This window comes from Kribbella kalugense (assembly GCF_004365875.1).
Classification (GTDB): Bacteria; Actinomycetota; Actinomycetes; order Propionibacteriales; family Kribbellaceae; genus Kribbella; species Kribbella kalugense.
Genome location: NZ_SODF01000001.1, coordinates 2,911,354 through 2,932,174 on the forward strand (window position 1 = coordinate 2,911,354; position 20,821 = coordinate 2,932,174).

The 20,821-nt window shown below is 67.3% G+C and carries 19 protein-coding genes; 8 read left to right on the forward strand and 11 right to left on the reverse strand.

All coding sequences use genetic code 11. The features are described 5' to 3' along the window. On the forward strand, positions 1–1,596 hold the full coding sequence (locus tag EV650_RS13610) for a peptide-N4-asparagine amidase (RefSeq protein WP_134118882.1): 1,596 nt from the start codon (positions 1–3) through the stop codon (positions 1,594–1,596). Here EV650_RS13610 and EV650_RS13615 read toward each other — a convergent pair. The 4 genes from EV650_RS13615 to EV650_RS13630 are packed head-to-tail and all read right to left on the reverse strand — an operon-like array spanning position 1,584 to position 5,015. Further along, entirely contained in the window at positions 1,584–2,177 is a 594-nt protein-coding gene (locus EV650_RS13615; RefSeq protein ID WP_134118884.1) for a class I SAM-dependent methyltransferase, read from the reverse strand. The two genes, EV650_RS13610 and EV650_RS13615, sit on opposite strands and share 13 nt — an antisense overlap. Before the next feature lie 32 nt (positions 2,178–2,209). Then, positions 2,210–3,247: an aspartate-semialdehyde dehydrogenase gene (locus EV650_RS13620; RefSeq protein WP_134118886.1), complete on the reverse strand. Its 1,038-nt coding sequence runs from the start codon at positions 3,245–3,247 to the stop codon at positions 2,210–2,212. 59 nt (positions 3,248–3,306) lie between these two features. Then, positions 3,307–3,492, reverse strand: a complete 186-nt coding sequence (locus EV650_RS13625) for a tautomerase family protein (RefSeq protein WP_134118888.1) — start codon at positions 3,490–3,492, stop codon at positions 3,307–3,309. Positions 3,493–3,512: 20 nt separating this feature from the next. After that, positions 3,513–5,015 carry a sodium:solute symporter family protein gene (locus EV650_RS13630; RefSeq protein WP_134118890.1) on the reverse strand — a complete coding sequence of 501 codons (1,503 nt, stop codon included), beginning with the start codon at positions 5,013–5,015 and terminating at the stop codon, positions 3,513–3,515. A 139-nt stretch (positions 5,016–5,154) separates the two neighbouring features. Between EV650_RS13630 and kduI the strand changes: the two genes are divergently transcribed. The 3 genes from kduI to EV650_RS13645 are packed head-to-tail and all read left to right on the forward strand — an operon-like array spanning position 5,155 to position 7,514. Continuing rightward, positions 5,155–5,979, forward strand: a complete 825-nt coding sequence (gene kduI, locus EV650_RS13635) for a 5-dehydro-4-deoxy-D-glucuronate isomerase (RefSeq protein WP_238174191.1) — start codon at positions 5,155–5,157, stop codon at positions 5,977–5,979. Then, positions 5,976–6,725 (forward strand): SDR family oxidoreductase, encoded by a 750-nt coding sequence (locus EV650_RS13640; protein ID WP_134118892.1) that lies wholly within the window; start codon positions 5,976–5,978, stop codon positions 6,723–6,725. Before kduI ends, EV650_RS13640 begins: the two co-directional genes overlap by 4 nt. Before the next feature lie 33 nt (positions 6,726–6,758). Further along, entirely contained in the window at positions 6,759–7,514 is a 756-nt protein-coding gene (locus tag EV650_RS13645) for an IclR family transcriptional regulator (RefSeq protein WP_134118895.1), read from the forward strand. On the opposite strand, the gene EV650_RS13650 is transcribed toward EV650_RS13645, so the two are convergent. From EV650_RS13650 to lepA, 6 genes are all read right to left on the reverse strand, one after another. Next, on the reverse strand, positions 7,493–8,728 hold the full coding sequence (locus EV650_RS13650) for an MFS transporter (protein ID WP_134118897.1): 1,236 nt from the start codon (positions 8,726–8,728) through the stop codon (positions 7,493–7,495). The genes EV650_RS13645 and EV650_RS13650 overlap by 22 nt on opposite strands. After that, complete coding sequence (locus tag EV650_RS13655) at positions 8,725–9,351, reverse strand: MOSC domain-containing protein (RefSeq protein WP_134118899.1); 627 nt, start codon at positions 9,349–9,351, stop codon at positions 8,725–8,727. Before EV650_RS13655 ends, EV650_RS13650 begins: the two co-directional genes overlap by 4 nt. A gap of 40 nt (positions 9,352–9,391) precedes the next feature. Beyond that, positions 9,392–10,756 (reverse strand): MFS transporter, encoded by a 1,365-nt coding sequence (locus EV650_RS13660; protein WP_134118901.1) that lies wholly within the window; start codon positions 10,754–10,756, stop codon positions 9,392–9,394. Further along, positions 10,753–11,328: a TetR/AcrR family transcriptional regulator gene (locus EV650_RS13665; protein ID WP_202874495.1), complete on the reverse strand. Its 576-nt coding sequence runs from the start codon at positions 11,326–11,328 to the stop codon at positions 10,753–10,755. The genes EV650_RS13660 and EV650_RS13665 overlap by 4 nt, the downstream gene beginning before the upstream one ends. 216 nt (positions 11,329–11,544) lie before the next feature. After that, on the reverse strand, positions 11,545–12,456 hold the full coding sequence (locus tag EV650_RS13670) for an aminoglycoside phosphotransferase family protein (RefSeq protein WP_134118903.1): 912 nt from the start codon (positions 12,454–12,456) through the stop codon (positions 11,545–11,547). Next, positions 12,457–14,346: a translation elongation factor 4 gene (gene lepA, locus EV650_RS13675; protein ID WP_202874497.1), complete on the reverse strand. Its 1,890-nt coding sequence runs from the start codon at positions 14,344–14,346 to the stop codon at positions 12,457–12,459. Between the two features lie 112 nt (positions 14,347–14,458). On the opposite strand from lepA, the gene EV650_RS13680 reads away from it, so the two are divergent. From EV650_RS13680 to EV650_RS13690, 3 genes are read left to right on the forward strand one after another with little or no spacing between them, the layout of a single operon-like run. Continuing rightward, a complete protein-coding gene (locus EV650_RS13680; RefSeq protein ID WP_134118905.1) occupies positions 14,459–15,355 on the forward strand; it encodes an aminoglycoside phosphotransferase family protein in 897 nt (298 codons plus the stop codon). Between the two features lie 35 nt (positions 15,356–15,390). Continuing rightward, positions 15,391–15,933, forward strand: coding sequence for a sigma-70 family RNA polymerase sigma factor (locus tag EV650_RS13685; protein ID WP_238174192.1), 543 nt, complete (start codon positions 15,391–15,393; stop codon positions 15,931–15,933). After that, a complete protein-coding gene (locus tag EV650_RS13690) occupies positions 15,930–17,105 on the forward strand; it encodes a hypothetical protein (RefSeq protein ID WP_134118909.1) in 1,176 nt (391 codons plus the stop codon). The genes EV650_RS13685 and EV650_RS13690 overlap by 4 nt, the downstream gene beginning before the upstream one ends. Before the next feature lie 53 nt (positions 17,106–17,158). Here EV650_RS13690 and EV650_RS13695 read toward each other — a convergent pair whose 3' ends face one another. Beyond that, on the reverse strand, positions 17,159–20,143 hold the full coding sequence (locus tag EV650_RS13695) for a S8 family serine peptidase (protein WP_134118911.1): 2,985 nt from the start codon (positions 20,141–20,143) through the stop codon (positions 17,159–17,161). Between the two features lie 149 nt (positions 20,144–20,292). Here EV650_RS13695 and EV650_RS13700 point away from each other — a divergent pair, with 149 nt between their 5' ends. Beyond that, a complete protein-coding gene (locus tag EV650_RS13700; RefSeq protein ID WP_166678108.1) occupies positions 20,293–20,727 on the forward strand; it encodes an SRPBCC family protein in 435 nt (144 codons plus the stop codon). The last annotated feature ends 94 nt before the right edge of the window (positions 20,728–20,821 follow it).

Genomic DNA, 20,821 nt, shown 5'->3' on the forward strand with positions numbered 1-20,821 from the left:
ATGCGCATACGGCCGGTGGCCCTGGTCACACTCTCCGTTCTCCTGCTCGGCCTGGCCTCCCCGGCCCGGGCGGCGACCCCGCCGACGGAGTTCGGCTCCGACTATGACGATCCGCGGACGCCCGCACCCGTGGTGGCGGTGCCGGACACCAAGCACTGCGAAGTGCAGATTGTCCACAATCAGTTCAAGAACTTCGATCCGTACCAGTCGACCTACACGCCCCCGGCCGGCTGCCAGGGTCCGTGGTCCAAGGTCGTACTGCGGATGCACGGTGAGGTGAAGGGCGTCCAGTACGACCGCCTCGGCCACATCACCATCGGCGGCGTCGGCGTCTTCCGCACGTCCACCCCGGAGCCGAGCACTGACGGCATCGCCTGGAACGTCGAGAAGGATGTCACCTCCTACATCCCGCTACTGCGCACCCCGCAACCCGTAGTGATGGAGCTCGGCAACGTCGTCGACGACACCTACACAGGCGTCCTCGACATCACCGTGACGCTCGACTTCTACATGACCGACCGCCATACCCCGGCCGCCCGGACCGCGAACGCCGTACTCCCGCTACAGAACCAGACCCGCGAGGACTCCGATCTGGTGGGTACGGCGACTTTGCCGCGCAACACGACCCGCCTGCTCGGGGAGGTCTACGTCACCGGGTCCGGCGGCGGCTGCGAGGAGTTCTGGGACACGTCCGCCCCGGCCGAGACCGGGTACTCCTGCCCGGACGGATCGCCGTACCGCGAGGTCGACGTGTCGATCGACGGGAAGCTTGCCGGGGTCGCGCTGCCGTACCCGTACATCTACACCGGCGGCTGGTCGAACCCGTACTCCTGGCGTCCGTCCCCGGCACCGCGCGCGTTCGACATCAAGCCGTTGACCTACGACCTCACGCCGTTCGCCGGACTGCTCACCGACGGCAAGCCACACGAGTTCCGCATCCACGTCGACGGGGTGCCGGCCGGTCAGTCCGGCTGGTTCACCGTCCCCAACCTGCACGTCTGGACCGACGCACACCGCAGCCAGACCCGCGGCGGACTCACGTCGTACGCCGTCAGCCCGCTGACCAAGACCGACACCGTGACCGGCGCACCGAACGAAGCCGGCTCCGTGAACACAAAGGCGTCACGCAGCCTCAAGATCAGCGGGTACGTCGACACGTCGGCCGGCCGGATCCGTACGACGGTCCAGCGCGCGCTGAGCAACATCTCCAAGCACGCCTGGGAAGCCGGCGAGTCCCGCGACATCCTCGACGCGAGCTGGCGGGACACCTCGACAACCATCAGCAACGGTCACGTCGCCCGTACCGATCTCGACTACGGCAAGAACGGCGTCCTCACGTTCTTGCCCAACGCAACGATTCCCGGCGGGTACGACGTGGTCACGGACCTGAAGATCCACGACACGATCCGCACTCCGGGGCGCGTGACGACAGAGACGTACGACGGCCGCGCCTCCTGGATCTACGGCGTACCGCGCGACCAACGCCACGCAACCGGAACCCAGACCGTCCGCTTCCAGGCCCTAGGCAACGGCTGCTTCGACCACACCCTGACCGCGGTCAACGGAGTGTACACAAAGGACTTCTACCGCTGCTGATGCTTTCGGGCGACGACACGATGGATCGTCCGGCCCGAGCTCGCGCTTGTGACCTCCTCGTCGAGGAGGAGGTCACACGAGCCGAGGGCGCCCTTCACCGTGGTGACGTCGACGGCGGCGTACAGGCGGCCGGAGTCGTCACGCTTGTCGTCCGCTGACACCCGCCAGGTGAGGTAGAGAACGCCACCAGGCTTGAGGATGTCGACAAGACGTCGTACCGCGGGACCGACCGTGCTCGGCTCGAGGTGCATGATCACGGTCTCGCAGAGCACGTTGGTGAAACTGTTCGACGCGACGCCGGCGAGCTCGGGCAGGGCGGCGTCGTGAAACGCGACGTCCGGATGACGCCGCTCGGCCTCGGCACGGAGGCCGGCGGACGGCTCGAGACCGACCGCCTGGAAGCCGTTCGCGGTCAACCAGGCGGTGTCGCGACCGCTGCCGCACCCGACGTCCGCCGTCGGGCCGAGGGTGAAGTAGGTGCGGACGAGGTCCTGGAGATCGGTACCGGCGGGTTGCGTCTCCCAGTCGTCGGCGTACCCGGCGGCACCGGTGTCGTAGGCGTGCAGCGTCTCGGAATCCACCCGCCTATGGTGCGTCCCAGTTTCTCTCGATGTCAACCTTCTTGACGTCGAGATACCAAGAGTTCGGCGATCTGGACGGCATTCAGCGCGGCGCCCTTGCGGAGGTTGTCGTTCGAGACGAACAGGACCAGACCGCGGTTGCCCGGGACCGACTGGTCCTGGCGGATGCGGCCGACGTACGACGGGTCTTGGCCGGCTGCGAGCAGCGGGGTCGGGAGGTCCGTGACGGCCACACCGGGAGCGGCGGTGAGGATTTCGGTGGCCTGCTCCGGGGTGATCGGCTCGGCGAACTCGGCGTGGATGCTGAGCGAGTGGCCGGTGAAGACGGGCACGCGGACGCAGGTGCCGGCGACCGGCAGGTCCGGGATGTGCAGGATCTTGCGGCTCTCGTTCCGGAGCTTCTGCTCCTCGTCGGTCTCACCGGTGCCATCGGCAACGATCGAGCCAGCCAGCGGGAGCACGTTGAAGGCGATCGGACCGGCGTACACCTTGGGCTCGGGCAGCGTGATGCCATCGGTGCCGCGGGCAAGCTTCCCGCCGACCTCGGCGAGAGCGCGGGCCTGATCCTCGAGCTCACTGACGCCAACGCCGCCGGAACCGGAGACGGCCTGGTACGTCGAGATGACGAGGCGGGTCAGGGTCGCTTGGCGGTGAAGCGGGGCGAGAACCGGCATCGCGGCCATCGTGGTGCAGTTCGGGTTGGCGACGATGCCCTTCGGGATCGTGTCCAGGTCCCCGGGGTTCACCTCGGAAACGACCAGCGGTACGTCGGGATCCATCCGCCAGCCCGAGGAGTTGTCGACGACGACAGCACCCGCGGCCGCAACCTTCGGGGCGAGCTCCTTGGAGGCTGTCTTTCCGTTCGAGAACAACGCCAGCTCGAGCCCGGTGAAGTCGGCCGTAGCGGAGTCCTCCACCACGATGTCCCGATCCCCGAACGGCAACGTCTTCCCCGCCGACCGGGCCGAGGCGAAGAACCGCACCTCGTCCACCGGGAAGTTGCGCTCGACCAGCAACTCCCGCATCACGCCGCCGACCTGACCCGTAGCACCAAACACACCAACTCGCATGCTTGGCAGCGTAATAGGTCGGCGGCGTGAACGCCTGGAAGTTTCAGAGAGCGGACCGCCTAGGCGTCGGCGACCAGGGTGCCGCCGTTGGCTACGTCGGTCTTTTCGATTTCGGTGAAGACGATGCGGACGGCTTCGCGTTTGGCGCCGAGGATGGCGATCGCGGAGTCGGTGACGGCGGCGACGAACTCGCGGCGCTGGTCGAGGGTGCGACCGGAGAGCAGTTCGACGGTGATGTTCGGCATGGACGGTCTCCTAAAGGGTTTCAGTTGAGGACGGCCACCGGACGGGCGGTGACCTCTTCGGGATCGGTGTTCAGCGAGTCGAGCAGCTCGTCGACGTCCTGCCGATTCTCCGGCAGCAGCAGGCCGAGGCCGACGTACACCACCAGTGAGGTTGCCAACGGCAACGCGACGACCAAAGTCTGGTCGGTGGAATCGAAGCCGTACTTCACGATCACCCAGACGATCAGGCCGACCGCCCACGACACTAGTGCCGCCCGAGACCCGCTGCGCCGGAACCATGGAAGCAGCCCGAGCATCAACGGGATCGCGATCGGCCCCATCGTCGCGGCGACCAGGTCGACGACGATCTTCAGTACGACGCCCTCGCCGTTGGTCGCGATCGCGATCAGCATGCTCACCGTCACGAACGTGAACGTCACGATCCGCGCCATCTTCAACGTCGCGGCATCGGTCAGCCGGCGCACGCGAGGTACCAGCACCGGCGCCAGGTCCCGCGTGATCACGGACGAGATCGCGTTCGCGTCGGAGGCCACCATCGCCATCGTGTGCGAGAAGAACCCGGCCAGCACGAGGCCGATCAGCCCGCTCGGCAACAGCAGCTGCGACAGCTCGACGTACGACTGCTCGGGCTTGCCTGGGTGTACCAGCAGCGGCGCCGCACACATCGGGATGAACAGGATCAACGGCCAGACCAGCCAGAGCGCCGACGACAGCAGCGCGGACTTCTTCGCCGCGGATCCGGACGGCGCGGCCATGTAGCGCTGCGCCAGGTTCCACATGCCGCCGTTGTACTCGAAGGTCTTGATGAACAGGAATGCGATCAGGAAGATCGGCGTATACGGCCCGTTCAGCGCATGTCCGTGCCCCGCCGGCAACTGGTCCCACATCTTCCACAACGTCGGTACGCCGTCCAGGTGCGAGAGCACTCCGATGAACATCGCGACGCCGGCGCCGAACTGGATCACGAACTGCCCGAAGTCGGTCAGTACGTCGGCCCACAGCCCACCGAGAGTCGCATACAACATCGTCACCACACCGGTCAGCAGGATCCCCCACCGCATCGGCACGCCGGTGAATCCGTTCAGCAGAACGGCAATCGCGACCCATTTGGACGCGATGTCGACGACCTTCAGCGCGGCACCGGAGTACGCGAGGGCCTGTTGTGTCGGCAGGTTGTACCGACGGGCCAGGTACTCCAGCGGTGAGACCACGCCGTGCTTCGCGCGCAACCGATTCCAGCGGGCCGCGAACAGGAACGCGCCGATCCCAACGCCGACGCCGATCGTCATGGCCCACCACACGTAGACCGTGATTCCGTAGCTGTAGGCAACGGCCGCGAACGCGACGAACATGACCGCGCTGTAACCAGACATGTGGTGCGAGATGCCGGACAACCACCAGGGAATCCGGCCGCCGGTCGTGAAGTAGTCGACGACGGTCTTGACCTTGGTGCGCGACCAGAGCCCGATCAGCACCATCAACACGAAGTACGCGACCAGGACTGTCCAGTCCAAAGCGGTCATGGAGGACCTCCCAGGGGCGATGGGCAAGTGACTAGAAGGTTCCATTGAACAGAACCGAGTGTCAACAGACGGAACCTGGAACATTTCCAGACCGTGTTCCAGGCTTGACGGCAGGTTCCATGAGATAGAACCTAGTTCCGTGACTCTGCAGATCAGGCACGCCACCCATCCCGAGCAGCTGCCCGGTTTCGACACCGCCGCGCTGCGCCGCCACTACCTGGTGGACGACCTCTTCGTCCCGAACACGATCACCGCGGTGCTCACCCACCACGACCGCATCGTGCTCGCCGGCGCCCTCCCGACGAGCGGGCCGCTGACCCTGGACACCTACCCCGAGCTGCGCAGCGAGTTCTTCCTCGAACGCCGCGAGGCCGGCATCGTCAACGTCGGAGGACCGGGCACGGTCACCGCAGACGGCACGAAGTACGAGCTGACCACGGGCGCCTGCCTGTACGTCGGACGTGGCGTCCGTGACGTCGTCTTCGAGGGCCACGAGGCGGCGTTCTACGTCTTCTCCGCGCCCGCCCACACCGACTTCCCGACCACGCAGATCAACCCCGGTGAAGGCAACCGGCTCGAGCTCGGCGACCAGCAGACCGCGAACCGCCGCACGATCGACCAGTACATCCACGCCGACGGCGTCCGCAGCTGCCAGGTCGTGCTCGGTGTGACCACGCTGCACGCCGGCAGCACCTGGAACACCATGCCGGCTCACACCCACGACCGCCGTACCGAGTGCTACCTGTACTTCGGTCTGCCGGAGAGTGAGCGGATCGTCCACCTGCTCGGCGAACCCGACGAAACCAGGCACCTCCTGGTCGCCGACCGGCAGGCGATCATCTCGCCGAGCTGGTCGATCCACGCCGGCTGCGGCACGTCGTCGTACAGCTTCGTCTGGGCGATGGCCGGCGAGAACCAGGCGTTCGGCGACATGGACGGCGTCGACGTACAGGACCTGCGGTGACATTCAGCCTCGAGGGTCGTACGGCGCTGGTGACCGGAGCGCGGCGTGGTATCGGTGCGGCCATCGCGGCCGGGTACGCCGCGGCCGGCGCCGAGCTGATCCTGATGGCCCGGGACGCGGCGCTCGAGGACACACTCGAGGCGATCAAGCAGAACGGCGGCGAGGCGACCGTCATCACCGCGGACTTCGCCGACCCGGCAGCGGTCGAGAAGGCCGCGATCGAGCTCGCGCGCACCAGGCAGATCGACATCCTGGTCAACAACGCCGGCACGATCCGGCGGGCGCCGGCGGCCGAGACCACGACCGCGGACTGGCAGCACGTGATCGACGTGAACCTCAACTCGACCTGGGCGGTCACCCGGCCGATCGGGGCCGCGATGGCAGAACGCCGTACCGGGAAGATCGTCACGATCGCGTCGTTGCTGAGCTTCCAAGGCGGGGTCACGGTTCCGGCCTACACTGCCAGCAAGCATGCGGTCGCGGGACTGACCCGGGCACTGGCCAATGAGTGGGGACCGGCCGGAGTCCAGGTGAACGCGATCGCGCCCGGCTACATCAGTACCGACAACACCGCCGAGCTGCGCGCGGACCCGGCCCGCGAGGCCGCGATCCGGCAGCGTATCCCGGCCGGCCGCTGGGGGCGGCCGGAGGACGTCGTCGGCGCCGCGGTCTTCCTGGCCTCGTCCGCGGCGGACTACATCAACGGCCATGTCCTCGCGGTCGACGGTGGCTGGCTCTCCAGATAATTCGGCCAGATAGGAGTGGCAGGGATGAGCGACATGAGCTCGCCTTCGGCGATCGACAAGACGTTGATGGTGCTGGACGCCGTGCTGGAGCACTCGCGGTTCACGGACGTGGTGAACGCGACCGGTCTGGCCAAGTCGACCGTGCACCGGATCATGGCGTCGCTGGTCGAGCACGAGTTCGTCGCGCAGGCCGACGACGGCTCGTACCATCCGGGTCCGAAGGCGTTACGGCTGGCCGGTCATGCGCTGACCAACGTCGACCTGGCCACGGTCGCTCGTCCGGTACTCGCGGACTTGGTCGCGCAGACACGCTGCACGGTGCATGTCGGGCTGCTGAACGGCGACGAGGCGATCTACGTCGCACGCCTCGACGGCCCGAAGCCGTACCGGATGCCGTCCCGGGTCGGCAAGGCGATCTGGCTTCACTGCACCGGGATCGGAAAGGCTCTGCTCGCCGAGAAGGACGAGAACGACCTCGACGTCCACATCACGCGGACCGGTCTGCCTGCGCGTACGCCGCTCACCCACACCACCGCGACCGCACTCAAGACCGATCTCGCCCAGGTCCGCACCCGCGGCTACGCCCTCGACGACGAGGAGAACGAGCCCGGCATCCGCTGCGTCGCCGCCGTCATCCACGACCACACCGGCGCAGCCGTCGCCGCGGTCAGCATCTCCACCTTGTCGTTGGAACAGTCGATCGCCCAGGTCGCGCTGATGGCACCCGCTGCCATCGAGGCAGCCCGCAAGATCTCCGCCGCCCTCGGCTACCGCGAACCAACCAACTGACGCGCAGCCGCCCAACGCACCACCGGCACGAACAAGACCCCGACCACTGCGAACCACACGCCGAGGATGATCCAACCCGGTACGCCGAGACCGAGCGGAAGCAAGGCGAGGACGGTGGGTGCGACCATTGTGCTGATCGACATGCTGGTGTTCCAGACGCCCTGGTACTGACCTTGGGCGTGGTCCGGGGCGAGGTCGAAGCCGAGCAGGAACGAACCGGACGACTGCAGCAGCTCGCCGGCGACCTGGACCAAGGTGCCCAGTGCAAGCAGTCCGACGGCTACCGCGGCGTTCCCCCAGGAGGCACCGGCGAAGAGAACCATCGATGCCAGCAGCAACAGTCCGGCCGTCCGAGTCGCCCGCGCGGCCGACTTCGGGTCAGAGATTCCGCGTGAGGACCGGACCTGGAAGAGCGCGACCACCACGGTATTGATGATCAGCGTCAGCGCGACCGTCCAGCGCGGCGCGTTGGTGTGGTCCACCACCCAGAGCGGGATCGCGACGTCGAAGATCGCATAGTGGATCGACATACCGGCGTTGAGCCCGGCCACCGCGAGGTAGCCACGGTCGCGCAACGCAATCCAGACCGGACCGTCGTCGGAGTGCGGTAGCGGCGCGACGCGTGGAACTGCGAGGACGACCAGAGCCGCGACGACACTCAGTGCCGCGTCGAGCACGAACATCAAGCGGTACGCCGTACCTGTGTCGAAATGCAGCGCGAACGCACCGATCCCCGCGCCGGCCATGATGCCGATGTTGGTGACCGCCCGCAGATATGCCCGGGCGGCGACCCGACCGGAGCCCTGCGTAATCGCCGCGATCAACGCTGACCGGACCGCACCCGCGCCGCGGTCGACGACGGTCAGCACGATCGAGACGACGAGGAACTGCCAGAACGTGTGAACGAAGAGATACAGCAGCGACAGGCCGCAGACCATCAGGCTGAGTACGACGAACAGCGTGCGCGGACCGCGTCGATCGGCGAGGTGGCCCAGTGGGACCGCCGAGAGCAAGCCGAACAGACCGGCGACCGTCAGGCCGAGACCGATCTGCGCGATCGACAAACCGATGATGCGATTGAAGTACAGGACGCTGACGGTCATCAGCAGGCCGTTGCCGACCCGGCTGAGCAGTGTCGCGAGGGCGAGCGGCCGCAGTGGACCCGGCGCCGGCAGCAGGCCGTTGGCTGCGGGCGTGTCGGTGGCGGCGCTCACCCGCGCGCTGTCACACGGTGAGCGAGGTCACGGAGTTCGTCCATCAGGTCCACACCGGAGTCGAGCATGCCCTGCAGCTTGACTGGGTCCTGGGCGCCGAACATTTCGCGGACGGTGACCTCGTGGTCCGGGCGGCTCAGGATCTCGATCGGGTCACCGGCTCCGATGGTGCCGGTGCGGAGGACCTTGAGGTACGCGCCGGGCCGGCCGGCCAGGTGGAAGCGCTTGACCCAGTGGGGTTCCTGCATGCGGTGCTGGAAGGTGATGCACGGGATGCGCGGTGCGCGGACCATCACCTCGACCTCGTCGCCGATCCGCCAGATCTCACCGAGCAGCGCGCCGTTGACGTCGAGTCCCTCGGTCCGGAGGTTCTCGCCGAACAGGCCGGTCGGGATATCGCGGTCGAGTTGCGCGGCCCACCAGTTCGCGTCCTCTTCGGCGTACGCGTAGAGGGCGAGGTCGAGGCCGCCGTGGTTCTCGGTGTCGCAGACCCGGTCGCCGGCCAGTCCTAGTTCGCCGACGGGGACCCGGCCCGGCTGCGGTCGCTTGTCGATTGCGGTCTGTCCCGTCTCCTTAGGACCCGGGATCAGCTTCTCCACCACATTGACCGTTAGCAACCGCATACCAGCATCTTCCCTCGGTCACCTAGGTCGGATCCACAGGTTATTCGCGCTTGAGCGGCAGTACGGCGATGATCAGCAAGGTCGCTGCAGTCGCGGCCACGCCGATCCAGGCGGCGGCGCCGTACCCGGACTCGCGGGGGAAGACGCCCGTCGTGTGGGCCGCCAGGATGAGTCCGCCGAGCGCGCTTCCGGTGGAGAAGCCGACGCTGCGGACGACCGCGTTCACGCTCATCGCGCTAGCGGTCTCCGCGGCCGGGGTGACCGCGAGGATGACGGCGGGCATGGCAGCGGAGAACGCCCCGACGCCGAAACCAAGGATGCCGTTCGCAACGATCGGCTCGACCAGGTGTGACCGCGCGACCGCGAAGAGTACGAACGCCGCGAGGACAACCGCCGTACTTGCCATCAGCAACAATCGCGCACCGAGCCGCTCCCGCCAGCCCGGGACCAGACGGCCGGCAACGAAGCCGAGGATCGAGAACGGGACGAGGACCAGGCCGGCCTGGAAGGTGTTCAGACCGAAGCCGTAGCCGGCCTCGGCGGGCGTTTGCACGAACCGCGTGATCAGACTGAAGAGCAGGTACATGCCGACTCCCCCAGTCAGCATCACGAGGTTGGCAGCCGCAATCGCCGGATGACGCAGCAGGCGTACGTCGACCAGCGGTTGGTCGGTGTGGGCCTCAAGAAACGTCCAGCCGATCAGCAACAGGATCGCGGCCACGAGGATCGCGATCGCGAGACCGACGTGGTTACGCCAAAGGTTGGTCTGGCCAATGACCAGGAGTAGCGCGGGCAGGGCTATCGCCAGGAGGATCGCGCCGCGGACGTCGAGGCGGGTCGACGGACGTGGTGGAGCTTGTGGGAGCGCGAAGAAGGCGGCGAGCAAGGCGGCTGCGGTCACGACCAGACCGAGTCCGTAGGCGGCGCGTACGCCGGCGAGGTCGGTGAGCAGCCCCGACAACGGATAGCCGATGCCGATACCGGCGGTCGATGCCACCGACAACAATGCGATGGTGCGCGCCGATCGCTGCTCGTCCAGATGATCCCGAGCGACCGCCATCATCAACACGACCAGCCCGAGCCCGGACCCCTGAGCCGCCCGGCCGACCAGCAGAAACGCGAACGGCAGCGGGAGCACGGTCAGCAGACTCCCGACCACCTCAACCCCCAGCATCACCAGTACGACGGTCCGTCGCCGCGGCCCCGACCCGAGTCGCCCCAGCACCGGCGTCGCCACCGCTCCGGCGAGCAACGCGATCGTCAGGGTCCACTGCGAGGCCGCCAGGGATACGCCGTACTGCTCGGCCACCGCCGTGATCAGCGGGGCTCCGAGGCTCCCGATCACCGCGACGATCAGGCCGACGAAGACCAGGAACCAGACCAGCGTGCGGGGCGACGTCCTCATTGGTTCGTCTCGGTGGTGATGTGAGTGAAGAGGCCCGGTTTGATGAGGGTCCTGGCCTGGCGGGACCAGGGTTCATCGACGCGTGGCAGGTCGAGGGCGGCGTTCGTGTTGAGAAGCATGCCGAAGGCAAGGAACGACTTGATCGTGACCGGATCGACCTGGGCGGTGTCGGCGACGGCCTGCCACAGTCGCGCGAAGCTGGCGCGGACGGCGTCGCGGACCTCACCGTCGCCGGCGGCGGCCGCGGCGATCCCCTGAAGCTGGAGCAGCAGGGTCGTGCGATCGGCCAGCATGTCGTTGTACTCCTGCCCCATCGCCGTCAGCGCCTCGATCCCGCTCGACCCGCCGGCGGCCGCGAGCATCGCCAGCGCCATCCGCTCGAACGCGGCATCCACACAAGCCAGGAACAGCCGCTTCTTCGTCTCGTACAACCGGAACACGTACGCCTGCGTGATCCCGGCCCGACGGGCGATCGTCTCGGTCGAGGCGCCGTACAACCCGGCGGTCGCGAACTCCTCCGCCGCGATCCCGAGGATCTGTTCCCGCCGCTCCCGCCCGGTCATCCGCGTCATGGCATCGAAGTTAGTAGGTAGTAACTACTAACTACAACCCAATGTCTCGTACTTCACCCCCGGGTCGTGCAGCGACTCGAGCGGCCGCACCTCGATCGCGCGCAGCTCGACAGTACGTATAGGCCTACTTGACGCGCTTATCGGGGGCGTCACGCGTGCAAGCGGCCGCAGTGGACATATACGTACTGTCGAGCTGCCGACTCCACGCCCGGGAGGTCAGTCCTGGATGGCCTTGACGATCGCGATGTTGCGGGTCAGCCAGTCCTGGGGCAGCGACTCGTCGCTGCCGGCATCCTCGAGCGTCCACAGCACGTTCAGCATCTGCCGGACGATCACCCAGTTGCGGGCGCGGTCCTCGTCGAACCCGGCGGCGTCGACCGTGGTCCAGAACCGTTGCCGGACCGCGAACCGCAGGTCATGGGCGGCCGCCACCTCGTCCCAACGGTTCCAGATCAGCGGCGCCACCTCGAAGTTCGGATCGCCGGACAGCGGCTTCGGGTCGATCACCAGCCAGGGTTCGCGATCCGCGGCCAGCATGTTCTCGTAGTGCAGGTCGGTGTGGATCAGCCGGCCGTCGGTGGCCGGGTCGGCGATGAAGTCCTCCGACAACGAGATCGCCTGCTCGACGTACCGATGCGGGACGGGCGCGGACGCCGGCAGCTTCCGGAACCGCTCCACCCACCGCTTCAGCTCCCCGGACAACGTCCGGTACTGCGGTCCGGCCGGGATATGCAGCCGTTTGTAGGTGCCGCCAACGATCTCACAGGCATCGAGCGCATCGATCGTTGTCAGATCGCGCGATTCCAACCGCTCGAGCAGCAAGGCGAAACGGCGTGGATCCGCCCGCAGCAGCTGTACGGCGCCGTTACCGGCCCACGCCCGCAACGCCAGGTGCTCGGTCTCGGCCTCCCAGTGCGGGAACTGCACCTTGAGTACGGCCCGCTGATCGTCGGCAGTCAGCACCGGTACGACGAGCGCGCAGTTCCCGTACGCCGCCGTACCGTCAACCCGCAGGTCCCACTCGTCGAGCAGGTCGCGAGTCAGCCGCGGCAACCGATCAAGCCAGTCCGCCCAGTCCTGGCCGCGTGAAGCAACGACCAGCAGACCTTCCGGGATGTCGACGGACACCTACTTCTTGCCGGCCTTCTCGCCGGACTCCGTCGTACGGAGGGCTGCGATGAAGGCCTCTTGCGGGACCTCCACCCGGCCGACCATCTTCATCCGCTTCTTGCCTTCCTTCTGCTTCTCCAGCAGCTTGCGCTTACGGGTGATGTCACCGCCGTAGCACTTGGCCAGCACGTCCTTGCGCATCGCCCGGATCGACTCGCGGGCGATGATCCGGGACCCGATCGCGGCCTGGATCGGCACCTCGAACTGCTGCCGCGGGATCAGTTCCTTCAGCTTGCCGGCCAGCGCGACGCCGTACGCGTAGGCGTTGTCGCGGTGCACGATCGCCGAGAAGGCGTCGACCGTCTCGCCCTGCAGCAGGATGTCCACCTTGACCAGCGCCGCGGCCTGTTCGCCGGTCGGCTCGTAGTCCAGCGACGCGTAGCCCTTCGTCTTGGACTTCAGCTGGTCGAAGAAGTCGAAGACGATCTCGGCCAGCGGCAGCGTGTAGCGCAGCTCGACCCGATCCTCGGACAGGTAGTCCATGCCTTGCAGGTTGCCCCGCTTGGTCTGGCACAGCTCCATGATCACCCCGATGAAGTCCTTCGGGCTGAGGATCGTCGCCTTCACCACCGGCTCGTAGATGTCGGCGATCTTGCCCTCGGGGAACTCGCTCGGGTTGGTGACGACGTACTCCTTGCCGTCCTCCATCTCGACCCGGTAGACCACGTTCGGCGCGGTCGAGATCAGGTCCAGGTCGAACTCGCGCTCGAGCCGCTCCCGGACGATCTCCATGTGCAGCAGCCCGAGGAACCCGCAGCGAAACCCGAACCCGAGCGCACCCGAGGTCTCCGGCTCGTACTGCAGGGCGGCGTCGTTCAGCTGGAGCCGCTCGAGCGCGTCCCGGAGCGTCGGGTAGTCGTCGCCGTCGATCGGGAACAGGCCGGAGTACACCATCGGCTGGGGATGCTTGTAGCCGCCGAGGGCTTCGGTCGCGCCGTGGACCGCCGCCGTGACGGTGTCACCGACGCGGGACTGACGGACGTCCTTCACGCCGGTGATCAGATACCCGACCTCGCCCACGCCGATACTCGGTGTCTTCATCGGCTCCGGCGAGATCACCCCGACCTCGAGCATCTCGTGCACCGCGCCGGTCGACATCATCTTGATCCGGTCCCGGTGGACCAGCTCGCCATCGACCACCCGGACGTACGTGACCACTCCTCGGTACGTGTCGTAGACCGAGTCGAAGATCAGCGCCCGCGGCGGCGCGTCCTTGACGCCCTTCGGCGGCTCGACCTGGGCAACGATCTCGCTGAGCAGCTCCTCGACGCCTTCGCCGGTCTTGGCTGACACCCGCAGTACGTCCGACGGGTCGCAGCCGATGATGTGGGCCAGCTCGGCGGCGTACTTCTCCGGCTGCGCGCTCGGTAGGTCGATCTTGTTCAGCACCGGGATGATGTGCAGGTCGGCGTTCAGCGCGAGGTACAGGTTCGCCAGGGTCTGCGCCTCGATCCCCTGCGCTGCGTCGACCAGCAGCACGGCGCCTTCACACGCTTCGAGCGACCGCGAGACCTCGTAGGTGAAGTCCACGTGGCCCGGCGTGTCGATCATGTTCAGGATGTACGTCGTACCGTCCGGGGCCAGCAGCCCGCCGGGGGTGTCCGGCTTCGGGGCGAACGGGAGCCGGACCGCCTGCGACTTGATCGTGATGCCGCGCTCGCGCTCGATGTCCATCCGGTCCAGGTACTGGGCCCGCATCTGGCGCCCGTCGACGACACCGGTGATCTGCAGCATCCGATCGGCCAGCGTCGACTTGCCATGGTCGATGTGGGCGATGATGCAGAAGTTCCGGATCAGCGACGGGTCGGTACGACCCGGCTGCGGCACATTCGTGGGGCCAACGGGCACGGAGGGGATCCAGTTCTGGTCTTGGGTGATATCCGGTCAATCATCCCATGCGGGTCCAGCGGAATCTAAAATCGCGAGCGGCCGACCGCCTGACCGCCTACCGTAGTGACGCATGGCGCACGCTGCTGGGGTCCGGTTGCCCTACGAGAAGATGCCCTTGCCGGTCCGGGACTGGGTGGAGCGCACGCTCGGCTCCGAGGTGGTGACGGCTGCCACACAGCAGGGCGGTTTCTCGCCCGGAGTCGCTGCCCGCCTGGTGACCGCCTCCGGCCGCCGAGCCTTCTTCAAGGCCGTCGGTACGTCGCTGAACCCGAAAACGCCGGAGTTGTTCCGCCAGGAGATCACGGCCGTGCAGGCGATCGGCCCGCTCCCCATGGCACCCACGCTCTACGACGTGTACGACGACGGCGACTGGGTCGGGCTGCTGTTCGAGGACATCTCGGGACGGCTGCCGGCCCACCCGTGGGAGCAGGCGGACGCGGACCGGGTCCTGGACGCGCTGGAGTCGCTGACGGACGCGCTGGACCCGTCCCCGTGGCCTGATGCACCTCTGGTTGCCGTCCGGAGTCACGACTTCCTCAGCCGGTGGGACAACGTGCTGGCCGACAACCTCGCCGTACCGGCGTGGATGGAGGGCCGGGTGGAGGAGTTCGCGGAGCTGGCGCAGACCGGGATCCGGGCGCTGGCCGAGGGAAAGGCACTGGCGCACTACGACCTGCGGGCGGACAACATCATCCTGACCGACGACCGGGTGGTGTTCATCGACTGGGCGCACCCGGCGCTGGCTCCGCGCTGGACGGACACCGTCATCCTGCATGCGGACATGCGGGCGTCCGTCGTACTGCCGGACCTGCCTGACGACGTCGCGATCACCGGCTTCATCGCAGCCGTCGCCGGCGGCCTGTGGTGGGGCGCCGCCCAGCCGGCGCCACCGGGCCTGCCGACCATCCGGGACTGGCAGCGCGAACAGGCGATCATCCACCTCGACTGGGTCCGCGAACGGCTCTGATGCAGCGTTTCGGGGGGATGCGCGTCTCTGGGGGTGTGACGAATCTAGTGGTGAGTATCGAGCAGCATCCTCACCAGGCGGCGGCCGGCGACGAGGCGCGCGAAGCCGTCTCGGCGCTCTACGGCCGCGAGTGGCGCGGTCTGGTGCGCCTGGCCGTCCTGGTGATCGATGACAGACAGACAGCCGAAGACATAGTCCAGGAGGCGTTCGCCCAGCTGTACCGGCGATGGCCGCTGAGGGACTCCGACAAGGCACTCGGATACCTGCGCTCGGCCGTGCTCAACGCGAGCCGGTCCGCGCTGCGGCGCCGCAGGGTGGCACGCCTCTACATCCCACCGCCGCAGGCGCCGCAGGACTCCGCGGAGAGCACTGCGGTGCTCGGGGAGGAACGCCTCCAGGTACGCCGGGCACTCCAGCAGCTGGCCACCCGGCCCCGCGAGGTGCTGGTCCTGCGCTACTACCTCGACCTGCCCTTCGACGAGATCGCCGAGATCCTCGGCATCAGCGCATCCACCGCCAGGGCGACCGCGTCGCGCGGCCTCACGGCTCTGACCAAGAAACTCGAGGAACTCCGATGAACGACACCGAGACCCGTCTGCGCGACTACCTGCACGCCAAGGCCGACACCGTCCCCGACTCCGCCCAGGGCCCAGGCCTGGAACTGGACAGCACCGGCACCTCCACCCGTCGCCGCTGGGTGCCGATGGCGGTGGCCGCTGCCGGTATCGCAGCGGTACTGACCCTGTCCGTGCCCTTCCTGAACGGCTTGGGCAAGCACGACGACCAGCCGTCCGTCAGCGGCCTGCCCGCCATGGGTCCGGTTTCGGCCGGAGCACCCAAGATCCCGTACACGACTCTCGTCCAGAACAACCCGGACAACCCACTCGACACCTGGTGGGCGGCAATCCACGACGGCGGCACGACCGTCAAGAACCCGGGTGTGAAGGGCAATGTCGTCGCACGGACCGAGGGCGGCTGGCTCGTCAACACCGGCTACCCCGATCCGGACAAGGCACAGGTCGCCATCGTCTCGACGACCGGCAAGGTCCGGCCGATCGGGCCGCTCGGGGCCTTCGGCCCGAGGATCTCACCCGACGGGCAACAGTTCGCCGTCGCGCTCTCGAAGTACGGCCGGGCCGAGAATCGAGTGGTCGTCGTCGACATCAGGACCGGCAAGGAGGTGTCGAGCCTCACCGTCAAGACCCCGAACCTCGAACTCCTCGGCTGGAACAAGGACGGCATCTGGCTGGACGAGCACTCTCCGCACCCGGTGGCCGTGAAGCTCTGGCAGCCCGGATCGAAGGATGTCCGGACGGTCGGGACATTCAGCGCCGGCACCCTGCACATGACGCGCAGCAACAACATCGTCACGCACATCGCCTTCAAGGGCGACCAGTCCTGCGTCACAGCTGCCACGCTGGGAGCCAAGGGGCTCGAGGCGAAGCGTGAATACTGCTTCAAAGCCCCAGTGGCCGCGGCGTACGTGTCGGTGTCACCGGACGGGGCGACGATGACCATCAGCAACATCGGGGTCGCCGTCGACATCGCCAGCGGGAAGGTCACGAAGATGAAGCTTCCGGCCACGGCGAAGTGGTTCCAGGACGCGGTCTTCGAGGACCCGGACAACATCATCGTGGTCGACGAAGCTGGTCCGGCGCAGAAGCTGTTCCGCTGCGCCGTCGCGACCGGCGAATGCAAGCAGGTCGCGATCGTCAAGCCTGACGAGATCATCGCCCAAGTTCAACCCTGATCCACGTCCATCGGCTCAGCACGCTGGTTGCGTGCTGGGCCGATGTTCAGTGTTCAGCTGTCGACTCGGACGATGGTGGAGCCGGAGCCGTCGGCGCCATCGGTGAAGTGGACCTGGCCGAGGTAGCGGGTACCTGCGGTCAGGCCGGTCCAGTTGGCGGTGACGTTGGTCTGGCCGGCGACTGTCACCTGCTGGCTGGCCGGGGTGACGGTCAGGTTGCCTTCGGCCTTCTGCGGTTGCCAGTGGTTGAGTTTGACCGCTTGCTCGTTCGCTCCGGCGTACAGGTCGACGTACACGTCCACCTGGCCACCTGCTGGTCGCGGGAGGTTGACCTCTTCCTCCGCCGAGCCACCGGTGCTGCTGCCGAGCAGAGTCGTCGTACCGGCTTGGTAGACGAACACATCGAGGTCTGTGCCCGCTGGGTAGTCAGCGTCGAAGGTGGAGAACCGGGCGTACGTCGTACCCGCCGGGACGTTGACGGTGAACTTCGCGACGTGGTCGTTGGCCTTCGGGGCGGTCGTCGGGAACGCCACGCCACCCGGACTCTTCAGCGCTGCCTCGCCGACCGTGGCCGGGCTCAGACCGACCGCGCTGGCGTTGAGCGTTCCGGCGTACCCAGCCGTGACCGGGACCTCGACGGAACCGCTCGTCCCGGTGCCGTTGACCTGAGTCGGCGCCTTCACCGTGAGCGGTTTGATCGCCAGTGTGCTGGCCACGGAGTGCTGCGCGGACTTCCAGATCAGGCGGCCGAACGAGTACTGCTCGAGCGGTGCGCCGTTGTTCTCGAACGTCACCTTGTACGTCGTACTGCGGCCGGGCAGCGTGATCAGGATGCGTGGCGACACGGTCACCTTTAGAACCTTCAGGCCCTCGACCTTCGGGACGTAGATCTCCGGCAGCTTGCCGACGTTCGTCACGGTCCGGGTCACGGTCTGCTTGCCGGCCAGATCACCGATCGCGATCGTCGGGTAGTTGAGGTCGCTCAGATCGATCTTGCCGTTCGCGCACAGCTCGTGCGTGGCCGGCACCTGACCGGAACCGCAGACGAACTTCGCCCAGTCGGTGTACGTCGAGTCGTAGACCAGACCCGGGTCCATCCCCAGCTTCGGCTGCACCTCGCCGGCGCCGTACCCGAACGGGTTGGCCTGGGAGCCGGAGTCGTTCTTGATCGGCTTGCCGCTGGTGTCCTTGTCGGTCGCGGTCGTCATCATCGCGGACTTGATCGCCATCGGGGACCAGGTCGGGTGCTTGCTCTTCAGTACGGCGGCGATGCCGGCGATGTGCGGCGTGGACATCGACGTACCGCTCATGAACGCGTACTCGCCACCGGCCGCGCTGAACGCGGTCGTCGCGGCCAGGACGTTCGTACCCGGCGCCATGATGTCCGGCTTGAGCAGGTCGCCGTTGCCGGCCGGGGACGGGCCGCGGCTGGAGGAGGCGGCGACCATCGGGGCGGTCACGCGGACCGGCGTACCCGCGCTGATGGCCGCCGTCGGGTTGGCGGTGGCGCTGACGTACGCCTTGATCTCGGCGGCTTTGGTGTCGTCGAGATGGACGGTCGGGACCGAGTGCAGATCCGAGTCGAGCGTGCTCGGGGTGAGGTTGAGCAGGATCATGCCGACGCCGCCGGCGTTCTTCACCTGCAGACTCTTGTCGACGCGGGCGTTCACGCCACGGTCGCAGACCACGATCTTGCCCTTGACCTTCGCCGGGTCGAGCGTGCCGGCCTGGCAGAGTACGAGGTTGGCCGGGTCGGCTCCTTGCAGTCCCGCATCCTTCGCGAGGATCACCGGCGAGCTCGGTACGCCGGCACCGATACCCGCGCCGGTGTACGACTTGCCGTTGCCGAGCGTCACCGTGGTCTGGATGTCGCGGTCATGGGTGCCGTTGGCAACCGATGTCACCCACGGGTACGTCTTGCCGACGGTCGCCTCGCCCGGGCCGGTGTTGCCCGCACTGGAGGCGACGAACACGCCCGCCTTGGCCGCGCGCAGGAAGGCGAGGCCGGTGGCGTTCACGTACGACGAACCGCTGCCGGAGATCGAGTAGTTGATGACGTCCACGCCGTCCGCGACCGCGGCATCGATCGCGGCCACGATGTCGGCGTCGGTCCCGCTGCCTCCACCGGTCGCGTCGACTGCCCACAGGGCCTTGTAGATCGCGAGGCGCGCGTGCGGCGCCATTCCGGAGCCCTTGCCGTAGTCCCGGCCCATGACGGTCATGTCGACGCCGTAGTTGCCGGCCGCAGTACTCGCGGTGTGGGTGCCGTGACCGCCGTAGTCGCGCGGCGACTTGTACTCCGCCGGGATCGGACGGGTGCCGATGCCCTTGTCGAAGTACCGGGCGCCGATCACCTTGTTGTTGCAGGTGACGGGCGCCTCCTCACCGGCCTGGCAGGTGCCCTTCCACTTCTTCGCGATGATCGCGTCGGACTGCTTGGTGGTCTTCATCGGCGCGAAGCTCGGGCGCTCCGGGGTGTACCCGGAATCGATCATGCCGATGATCACGCCGTCGCCGGCCTTGTCGATACCGCCCGCCTGCTGCCACGCGCCGCCCTTACCGGACAGGCCGAGGAAGCGCGGCGTGTCGACGGTGTCCACGTGCTCGATCTCGCTCGGCTCGACGCTCTTCACACCGGACGACTTGGCCAGCTTCACGGCGTCGTCGTACGACATCTGGGCGGAGAATCCGGCGTACGTGTAGTTGTAGTCGTAGAGCTTGGTGATCTTGCTGTTGTGCAGGAGCTGGTCGCGCTCGCTCGCGAGGTGCTTGACGTAGTCGATCACCGGGGCGGCGGTCTTGAGGAGCTTGCCGCCAGGGGCGATCTTCGTCGCGGCGAGGCCGGCGATGTCACCGTCGTACTCCGCGACCGGGGAGTCGTCGAGCTGGACGATGTACGAACCGGTGTCGGAGCGTTTGAGGTCCGGGTCAGCGGTGGTCGGTTGGCTCGCGTTGGCGGCGTTCACCAGCAGCGGTACGCCGGCTGCGGCGGCGATCAGCGCGGTGGCGACGACGATCGCCTGACGTTTGCGGGTCACGGAGTTCCTCCAGGGCTTGGGCTGCGCGATGGTGGAGCTTGGGGCTCGCTTCCCGTGACCAGCGTCACGAGGGCCCGAGTATGCCGTCAGGCCCGCGTCGATGTCACGCTCACTCCAGCAGATGGATGCCGACAGCAAGGGAAAACCCGATGCCCCACCTGACCGAAACGATCTCCGTGCAGGCCTCTGCCGAGGCCGTGTACGCGCTGGTCAGCGATCTGCCCCGGATGCGCGAGTGGAGCCCGGAGTGCACCCGCGTCACCTGGTCGACTGTTGGTTCACGTTTTGTCGGGCACAACCGGGCGGGTGCGGTCCGCTGGGTCACGTTCGGCCGGGTGGTGGCCGCCGATGCCGGCCGGCGGTTCGCGTTCAGCATCCACTTCGGGCCGATCCCGATCTCGCTCTGGGAGTACGACTTCACCCCCACCTCGGGTGGCTGCGAGGTCACCGAATCCTGGACCGATCATCGGCCGTCCGGGCTGAAACTCCTCTTCCGGCCGATCTTCGGCAACCGCACTCCGCGTAATGTCCACGGCATCCACACCACGCTCGTGCGGCTGAAATCGACCGCCGAGGGGTCGTGAGTTTGGAGCTGGGCGTGGCTTGTTGGTAATCTGGCTGTTCGCGCGTTCACGGGTGGTGCTCAGCCGTGCGCCCGCAACACCATCCTGTACTGAC